The organism is Actibacterium sp. (assembly GCF_041584535.1).
In the GTDB taxonomy this organism is placed as follows: domain Bacteria; phylum Pseudomonadota; class Alphaproteobacteria; order Rhodobacterales; family Rhodobacteraceae; genus Actibacterium_D.
Genome location: NZ_JBFHDW010000094.1, coordinates 1 through 8,781 on the forward strand (window position 1 = coordinate 1; position 8,781 = coordinate 8,781).

The 8,781-nt window shown below is 63.7% G+C and carries 12 protein-coding genes; 11 read left to right on the forward strand and 1 reads right to left on the reverse strand.

Annotated features, from left to right (window positions below):
• Positions 1–66: 66 nt before the first annotated feature.
• On the reverse strand, positions 67–645 hold the full coding sequence (locus ABYW26_RS06515) for a hypothetical protein (protein ID WP_108887775.1): 579 nt from the start codon (positions 643–645) through the stop codon (positions 67–69).
• Between the two features lie 132 nt (positions 646–777).
• Between ABYW26_RS06515 and ABYW26_RS06520 the strand changes: the two genes are divergently transcribed.
• The 11 genes from ABYW26_RS06520 to ABYW26_RS06570 all read left to right on the forward strand — a co-directional run.
• Complete coding sequence (locus tag ABYW26_RS06520) at positions 778–1,092, forward strand: hypothetical protein (protein ID WP_080458281.1); 315 nt, start codon at positions 778–780, stop codon at positions 1,090–1,092.
• 79 nt (positions 1,093–1,171) lie between these two features.
• On the forward strand, positions 1,172–1,729 hold the full coding sequence (locus ABYW26_RS06525; protein WP_372603979.1) for a lytic transglycosylase domain-containing protein: 558 nt from the start codon (positions 1,172–1,174) through the stop codon (positions 1,727–1,729).
• A gap of 16 nt (positions 1,730–1,745) precedes the next feature.
• Positions 1,746–2,027 (forward strand): TrbC/VirB2 family protein, encoded by a 282-nt coding sequence (locus ABYW26_RS06530; protein ID WP_009574106.1) that lies wholly within the window; start codon positions 1,746–1,748, stop codon positions 2,025–2,027.
• 123 nt (positions 2,028–2,150) lie between these two features.
• Positions 2,151–2,429, forward strand: coding sequence for a type IV secretion system protein VirB3 (locus ABYW26_RS06535; protein ID WP_009574107.1), 279 nt, complete (start codon positions 2,151–2,153; stop codon positions 2,427–2,429).
• Entirely contained in the window at positions 2,419–4,797 is a 2,379-nt protein-coding gene (locus ABYW26_RS06540; protein WP_372603980.1) for a type IV secretion system protein B4, read from the forward strand. The genes ABYW26_RS06535 and ABYW26_RS06540 overlap by 11 nt, the downstream gene beginning before the upstream one ends.
• Entirely contained in the window at positions 4,794–5,003 is a 210-nt protein-coding gene (locus tag ABYW26_RS06545) for a hypothetical protein (RefSeq protein ID WP_009574109.1), read from the forward strand. Before ABYW26_RS06540 ends, ABYW26_RS06545 begins: the two co-directional genes overlap by 4 nt.
• Complete coding sequence (locus tag ABYW26_RS06550) at positions 5,000–6,112, forward strand: lytic transglycosylase domain-containing protein (protein WP_009574110.1); 1,113 nt, start codon at positions 5,000–5,002, stop codon at positions 6,110–6,112. Before ABYW26_RS06545 ends, ABYW26_RS06550 begins: the two co-directional genes overlap by 4 nt.
• Positions 6,109–6,876 (forward strand): type IV secretion system protein, encoded by a 768-nt coding sequence (locus ABYW26_RS06555; protein WP_238368163.1) that lies wholly within the window; start codon positions 6,109–6,111, stop codon positions 6,874–6,876. The genes ABYW26_RS06550 and ABYW26_RS06555 overlap by 4 nt, the downstream gene beginning before the upstream one ends.
• Positions 6,877–6,935: 59 nt before the next feature.
• Entirely contained in the window at positions 6,936–7,310 is a 375-nt protein-coding gene (locus ABYW26_RS06560; protein ID WP_238368164.1) for a hypothetical protein, read from the forward strand.
• Positions 7,311–8,324 (forward strand): type IV secretion system protein, encoded by a 1,014-nt coding sequence (locus ABYW26_RS06565; RefSeq protein ID WP_009574113.1) that lies wholly within the window; start codon positions 7,311–7,313, stop codon positions 8,322–8,324. It begins immediately after the preceding gene.
• A 17-nt stretch (positions 8,325–8,341) separates the two neighbouring features.
• A partial coding sequence (locus ABYW26_RS06570; protein ID WP_372603981.1) for a VirB8/TrbF family protein occupies positions 8,342–8,781 on the forward strand: 440 nt, incomplete at its 3' end.

The following is an 8,781-nucleotide window of genomic DNA, read 5'->3' on the forward strand; positions in this document are numbered from 1 at the left end:
GGAACGCTTTGATGCTTGTCTGGCCGAGCTACGCCCAATTTCCCTGAAGCCCAGTGATAGCTCAGATCAGTAAGAAAACCACTCCGAGTGGCCCATGTTGCTCTCGTAGTCGCCGTACTCGACCATGATGCTGCGGGAATAGAAGTGCCAAAGATCGCCACCGCTTGGGTAGGCGATCTCCTGACCGCTTTCCGAGATGAATGTCGCGGGCCAGGGCGTGTGGGAACCGTAGACCCGCTGGATGTAGCGGCAGGTCCGGTTTTCGCGATCGCAGGAACGGATCGACCAGTCCCACTGACGCGGCTCGTCGCGCGGCTCGTAGGAGCGTCCGGTGAACCAGATCACATGGGTCCGGTTCAGCCATTCGTATTCCGGCAGATTGGTATCTAGCTCACCCTCGCCGCCGGGCCCGCCCAACTCGACCGGCACATGGGCAAAGGTGCAGACCCCGAAGGGCGGAAGGCTCGGCCAGGGCGTGATACGGCGGATCATGGTGCGATAGGCGCGAGCACAAACGGCGCTCGGGGGGAAACCACCCGCCATACAAAGCATGATGGCGCAATCGATGTCATAGGCCTGCGCCTTCTCAGGGGCTCCGAACACCGCCATCGCCCCCATCACAGCTGCCATCGCCTGTCGCTTCATGTCGCTCTCCCGCAAAAGTTGAGCAGACTATCGCTCAATATGTATTTTTATGCAATATGTCGTATTGACTCCATATGACTTTATGGCCTTAGTGTCGTGAAGTAGAAGGGCTCTCGTGGGGAGAGTCCGAACATGCCGATAGCGCGCAACCAGATCCTGATCACCATCGATGGTGTCAAAGACTTGTCCGAGAAGGGCATCGCGTACCGCTGCCGGTATGAACTCGTGGGGTTCACGGACGATGGCAAGCCGCGCTACCAGTGCATCTACCTGCGCGAGGGCGAGCCGGAAGCCATTCTGGTCTCGACCCGGATCACCCCGCACGGGCCAGAGCCGCGGTATTTCAACATATGGCCGGGGCTCTTCAAACATCATCTCGAGTTCGGTGACGGGCGCGATCTGCGCTTTGGTCCTGATTACAGCATCACCCTCGAGGAGCGCGGCTGACGTCATCGCCTTCGGCCGCGACGGGACAGCCCGGACATCCGGCTGGACCTTTCATGGCGAGCGGCCTGTATGGGCGGGGTTGGATGATCGCTCTGAAGCCGAAGTCATTCTGGCCTCATTGGACACCGCGCCGCTGTCCGGTCGCGACGACATCCTCTTCCTGATCCGGACGACTGCTGACCGCCACCAAGGGAACCGTGCCCTGCGCCAGGTTGGTCTGGGTGCCGACGACTGGCAGGTCCTGTTCCGCGCCCTGGTCGAAGCTGAAAGCAGCTACAATCCGACTGCCGTGAGCCCCAAGGGTGCCTATGGTCTTGGCCAGCTGATGCCGGACACGGCACGTGCCCTCGGAGTCGATCCGCGCGATCCCTCGCAGAACCTCGACGGTGCGGCGCGCTATCTGCTCGCGCAGCTCGCCACGTTCAAAGACATCGACCTGGCGCTGGCAGCTTACAATTCCGGACCGCACCGGGTGGTCGAATATTCCGGTGTCCCGCCTTTCACCGAGACCCGCGACTACATCGCGCGCATCCACCGGATCCGGTCCCGACTCGCGGGTACACCTGTTTCCGCGCCGAACATCCGCGTCGCTGCCCGGGTGCCTGCGCGCGCTCCGGTCCTCATCGATCTTCAGTAAAATAAGGGAACTTCGCATGCTTAGACATCGCCTCAGCCGCCTCTTGCCTGCCGCCACAACCCTGGCGGCTTTCGCAACACCCGCTCTCGCGCAGGACTTGTCGCCTATCCAGACCATGCTGGAAACCGTCGAGGCCGCGCTGACGGGTCCGATCGGGATCGCGGTCGCCACGCTCGCGGTCATCGGCACCGGCTTCATGTGCATGATGGGGCGGCTGAACTGGGGCTGGTTCGCCTCGGTCATCATCGGGATCGTGCTGATCTTCTCGGCCGGCACCATCGTCGACGGCTTCTCCTGAGGTTGGCCGATGACTTTTCCGCACACTCGCATCCTCCGGTCGTCTCGAACGCGTTTGCACTGCAAACGCTGCCTCGAGACGTCCTACGGATTCTTCATTTCAGCTAAGCGGGAAAGCATCTAGTTGGCAGAACGATCCCCCCTCTTTCTGGGCCTCGCCCGACCGCCCAAGTATCTGGGTCTCCCTGTCGGATACCTGGTGGTGCTGGCGACCGGGGTCGTTCTGCCGTTCATCTGGACCAAGTCGATGGTGTTTTTCCTGATCGGCCTTGTCGCCTATCCGATCCTCTGGTTCGTCGCCGACCGTGAGCCGCATTTCTTCGAAGTGCTGCGCGTCTCCTTTGGATCAGTGCGCCCGACGAAGAACCGGGCCCTGCACGGAGGCGACAGCTTTGGCGCTTGATGCGGGCACACTTTCCACTCACGGAACTGCTCTCCTTAAAGCGGGCGGCGCGGAGTTCGCGCGGGAGAGCTATCTCGCGGAGCACTTGCCGTATTTCGCGCTCGCGGATGACGATGTGATGGTGCTGCGCGAGGGCGACCTCTTGGCGACCCTACGCCTTGATGGTCTGAACCCGATGACTAGCGAAGACGCCCGGCTTGATGCGCTGAAGCGCGCGGTCGCCGCCATCGTCGCCCAGACCGGCAACGCCTTCGGTTTCTACATCCACCGGATCTCCGTGCCGCAGGATCTCGGGATGCGCCCCATCGAGGGAGACAGTTTCGCAGCCGCGATCGACGCGCGCTGGCGGGCCCATGTCAAAGACCTCCGCCCCGCCAAGCGCCAGCTCTATCTCAGCGTCATCCGGCGCCCGGACATCTCCGCGCGCATCCCGCTTCTGCGCGCTCTGGCCCGCAAGGCCTGGGTCAAGGATCGCGCGACACGCCTGCAGGAGCTGACCGAGGTCATGGGCTTCTTCGAGGTGGCGCTTGCCTCGGCCAATCCAGTCAGGCTCACGAAGTCGGACGGTGAATGGCTGGGCTATCTCAATACGCTGAACGCAGGCAGCTTCTCCCCCATCGCCTTCGGGCAGAGCGCCCTGCCCCTCTCGCATACCCTGAGCAACTGTCGCGCGACCTTTGATGGCGATGTCGTCACCCTGACCGACGTCGTGACCGGTCAGGTCAAATACGGCGCGCTCTTCTCAATGAAGTCCTATCCGGCGCTGACCGACGTCACGCTGCTCGACGCGCTCGACCTGCCGCTCGACATCGTGCTGACGAACTCCTTCAGCCCGATCCCGAATAACATCATGGCCGAACGCATCCAGCGCATCATCCGCCAGATGCACGCCTCCGACGATGCGGCCGTCTCCTTGCGCGAACAGCTCGGGCAAGCAGCCGACGACCAGGAAGCGGGCCGCATCGCCTTTGGCGACCATCACCTCTCCATCGCGGTCTACGCCCCGGACCGCGACACGCTCGAACGCGCCGCCGCCCAGATCAAACGCGTTGGCCAGGAGATCATGTCGGTGATCGTGCGCGAGAACATGGCGCTGAAAGCCACGTATTTTGCGCAGTCGCCCGGCAATTTCGGCTACCGGGCGCGGAAGACGCCGATTTCCTCGATCAACTTCGCGGATTTCGCGGCCCTGCACGGCAGCGTCGAGGGGCGTGGGCCGGACCAGTCACCCTGGGGCCAGACCATCTCGGTCCTGCCGACGGTTGGCACCTCGGGCTATCGGTTCAATTTCCACGAGGCGGGCAGCCCTGGCAAGGAACCGACCGTTGGCCATACCCTTGTGCTGGGGCGCACTGGCACCGGCAAGACACTGACCACTGCTTTCCTCGCAGCACAAGCGCAGCGGGTCGGCGCGCGGCTCTTTTTCTTCGATAAGGATCGCGGGCTTGAGATGGCCGTCCGCGCCCTTGGTGGACGCTACAACGAAATCCGTGCCGGGGTGCCCACGGGGCTCAACCCACTCGCTACGGAGACCGACGAGCGCGGCCGAGCCTGGCTCTCGGACTGGCTCGCGACCCTTCTCACACGCAATGGAACCCTCTCGGGCGAGCAATCTCGCCATATCCAGAGCGCCGTCGGCCAGAACGCCGATGCGGGCGCGACCTTGCAGCGCTTTGTCAGTTTCGAGACCCTGTTCAAGTCGCTCGATGACGACGGCGAGTTGCAATCCCGCGTCGCCGAATGGGCGCCAGGTGGGCGCTATGGCTGGGTCTTTGACGAGCCCGAGCGCGGCGCAGGCCTCAAGCTCACGGGCGACATCGTTGGGTTTGATATGACCGAGATCCTCGACATGACCACCGAGCGCATGGCGGTGCTCTCCTACATCTTCCGCCAGATCGAACGCGTGGTCGAGGATCGCCGCCCCACCATCATCGTGCTCGACGAGGCCTGGAAGCTCTTGGACGATACCTATTTCGGGGCGCGGCTGGAAAACTGGCTGGTTACGCTTCGCAAGATGAACTGCGTCGTGATCATGATGACGCAATATCCGAGCCAACTGCGCGACAGCCGCGTCGGCAAAACCATCGTCGAGACGGTGCCGACGCAGATCCTCTTCCCGAACGATCGTGCTGCTGTCTCCGATTACGATTTCCTGCGCGTGAACGCCAAGGAGGCCGCGCTCCTCGTCCAGCCCACCATTGGCCAGCGCATCGCCCTTGTCCGCTCGGCGGGCGACAGCGTCTTCGTCGACGCCGACCTCTCCGCCTTGGGCAACCTCCTTCCCATCCTTGGCGGCGGCGCCACAGGCGAGGCGCGTGTGCCCGCCGATTGGCGCGCCAATCCCGATTTCTGGAGACATGTGATATGAGTTTGAAACCTCTCCTCGTGCTTTGCGCCGCCGCAAGCCTGCTGTCGGCTTGCGAGAAATACACCGAGAAAACCTCGCCCTGCTTCGGACGCAATGGCGAGCCGCAGGTGACGCGGTCCGCGCTTTCCTTCTCGACCATGGGCGCACCGGCTCAGGAGACGGCCAAACCCGACTGCACCTTCGAGCCCCTGCCCCGTCCGGAATGAGCCGCGCCGCGATCATATCCGCCGGGCTTTGCCTTGGCCTCGGCGCCCTGCCCGCACATGCCCAGGGAGTGCCGACACAGGACAATTCCGCGATCGGTCGCGCCATCGCGCGGGTGACGGCGCTGGTCGAAGATCTGGGCGTCCAGCAGGACAAGGATCGGACCGAGTCCACGCTCGCCGATGTCCAGGCCGACCAGTTGCGCGTTCTCGAAGAGATGACGGCAGCGATCACCGGTCCCGGTTTCGATATCCGCGCGCTCGAGGGCAATGCGGATTTCGGGGTGGCGGCGGTCTATCCGAACACCGATCCGAGCCCGATGAACAGCCGCCTCTTCGGCGAAGGCCGTGAGACCGTCGAGATGATGATCGTCGAGGTCGCGGGCGAATTCGCAGGCGCCCCCGGTGTGGCCCGTGCCGGGCTCTCGGCCACCCAGTGGCGCTGCCTCTTCCAGGCCCTGATCAAACAGGAAAGCCGCTTCAACGTCGCCGCCGAAAGCCCGGTCGGGGCCTATGGCTTGACCCAGCTCATGCCCGGCACCGCCTCCGATCTTGGAGTCGACCGCTATGACGTGAAAGACAACCTGCGCGGCGGCGCACGTTATATCACCACCCAGCTCAATCGGTTCGGCAATATCCCGCACGCGCTTGCAGCCTATAACGCAGGCCCGGGCCGGGTCATCGAATATGGCGGCGTGCCACCCTTTGCCGAAACGCAAGGCTACGTGCGCAATATCTCGAAGTTCTACAACGAGTATCTCGCCGTGGTGGGCGGTGCCGATGTGCTTGGCACGCTCTCACCTTCAGACTTTGCGCTCGCCGAATATGCCAGCATCTCCGAGGCCGGCGTCTATTACGCCGCCGACAGCTCCGCCACCACCGAACAGGTCATCAACCGGTTGCGCGCGATCATCTTGCAGATCGATGCGCAGCCCAATGCCAAGGCGGCTTGGGAGCTTAACACCTACGCCAAGGCCGAGATCGGCCGCATCCTCAACCTCCGCGTCCGGCTTATGGCCGCCAACCAGCAGCGCGAGGCGGCCTATGCGCAGCACCTCGTGGCCGACCGGCTGGCCGAGCGCGACTTCATGCAGATGGGAGTTCCCGAATGAGACACCTTCTCCTGACCGCCGCGGCGGTCACAACACTCGGGCTCGCTTCGCCCGCTGCTGCCCAAGGCGTCCCAACCTTTGACGGCTCGGCATTGCAGCAGTTCGTGGCCCAGCTCGAGCACATGGCCGAGGACCTGAATGTCCAGATGCAGCAGCTCGCGACCATGCGGCTGGAACTGGAAACCCAGCTGTCGCAGCTGACGAACCTCGAGGCGCAACTGACCTCGCTCATTGAAAGCAGTGGGCTCGGAGAACTCTTCGCCACGGTCGAAGAATTCCGCGCGCTGCGTGGCAAACTGGTGGCCCCGCTCAATACCGCGCAATCGCTGGCGAGCGGCGATTTCCTGAGCGGCTTCAATCCCGGCGCGGAACTGTCGGCCTCGGTCGAACGGGTGCTGTCGGGCAGTGGCTTCACCTCGGAGCGCCTGAGCACGCTCTCAGGCTCCGACCAGCCCGCCGACAACCGCATCGCCACCTCAGCCGGGGCCAGTGCCATGCTGTCGGTCGCAGCGCAAGAAAGCCATGAAGAGGCAGGCCACAGCCTCGAACGGCTCGAGACAATGGTCGGGCTCATCGACGATCAGGACGGGCTGAAAGCCGCCGTCGATCTGAACACTCGTGTCACCGCCGAGCTCGGCATCATTCTAACCCAGATCTGGCGGCTGGAAGCAGCGCAAGGCGTGAGCGCCGGCCAGCTCGGCGTCGTCGATGCCGCAACCCTCGCGGATGAGCGCAAGTTCCGCTCGATGGCGGTGGATCCATGAGAATGTCCATGACCCGCAGGTTGGCGCCAATCCGGTCTCTTGGTCTCGCAGCACTTGTCGTGAGTGCCACACCCAGTGTTGCGTTGGCCCAAACCCCGACCACGCAGCCATCCGGTGACACACCCTTCAGCTCGATGGCCATCGCGCGGGAAGCAGAGGACAATTGCCGCATTCCAAAACCGCCCGCCGATCTGGCCGAGACCGCCTATCTGCGCAACGGCTACCGCGCGATCCTGCGCATCCTTGTTGCTGAAGAAGCCCTCGCCTCGGAAACCTGCACCTGCCTGCTGGATCAGTTCACCTGGGATCAGGCGCTTGACGCCCTGCCCCGGTTCCAGACCTCGGACAATCCGCGCCTGCCTTTCAAGGTACTCGATCTCTACGCTCAGGCCGATGCGCTCGAGGCGCAAGTCGTGGAGGCCTGTGCCGAGTAGATGGGCGTTATTCGCGACATCCTGAGCCAGGTCGACGCCGCGGTGGATACCGTGGCGCAGGACGGCTTTGTCTCCTCGGCGGGTGCCGTCGGCGACGTGATCTCCGCCGGGGCCGCACTCCTTGTCGTGCTCCTCGGGATCAATGCGGTCATGCAACTCCGCCCCCTGCCCTTCGGCACCGGCTTTGCCTTCGGGATGAAGGTGGCACTGGTGGGGATATTCGCGCAAAGCTGGGACAATTTCAGCGTCATCTATGACATCGTCACGCGGGTTCCGGACTCCGTCGGTGCCTCGATCCTGGCGCTCACCGGCTCGGGCGACGAGGCCGGGGTCTATGAAAGCCTCGACAACATGGTTGCCCGCATCACCGCCTATGGCGATACGATCGGCGACCGCGCGGGCTGGGTCTTCGGCGCAGTCTTGGGCGCAATCTTCTTCGTCCTTTCAGCCGTCTTTGCCGCCGTCACCGCCGGGATCATCGCCTTCGCCCGCATCGTCTTCGCGCTGATGATCGTCATCGCCCCCTTCATGATCGTGACCTCGCTCTTCAAGCCGACCCAGTCCCTCTTCGAGGCCTGGACCCGCGCCACCATCGGCTATGCGCTCATGCCGGTCGCGGCCGCCGGGGCCGCGGGCATCATCGTGGCGATCGCCGAGGCCATCGGGGACGCCTCCGCCGATCCCGGTGACGTCGAAACCGTCAGCCTCATCCTGCCCTTCCTCGTGATCCTGATCCTCAGCGCCGGGATCATGGCCTCGGTCCCCTACATCGCCTCCAACCTCACAGGCGTCGTGGGCATTGCGTCCAATGCCGTGGGCCTGACCGGGCTTGCACGTCAGGGCTTTGTAAACACACGCCAGTACGGCACGGGCGCAACCTCGCGCCTCGTCACCGGCAAGTCTCCCCATGAGCTGAACCAGATGGCGAACGCGGGTGTGGTGAAGACCGGCGAGATGATCCGGCAAAGCCCCGGCGCGCTTCTCTCCGCCGCCAAGGCCTTCCGCAAACCCTGATGTGAAAGACGATTGACTTGAAGAAGCTTGTGACCAGTTCCCCCGCGCCCGATCGCGATGCTTTCGAGGCGGATTTCATCTACGGGCCAAGACGGCGCGAACGCTTTGCCTGGTTCGTCGCGGCGGCCGGCGTTTTGGCCGGCGTGGCCGGCATGGTCGCGGGCGCGAGCCTTTTTCCCCTCAAAACGACCGAGACCTTCGTGGTCGTTGTGGACAAGGAAACCGGCGAGATGGATCGGGTCGCCGCCGTCCAGGCGCTGACCCTTTCCGAGAGCGACGCCATTATCCAGGCCAATCTCGTGGCCTATGTCGACGATCGAGAGACCTATGACCTGACCGATGGCGAGCAACGCATCAACTCGGTGCTCGACCGCTCGGATGGCGACGCCGCTCGCACATTGCGCGATCTCTGGTCCTCCACCAACGAGGACTACCCGATCACCGTCTATGGACGCGA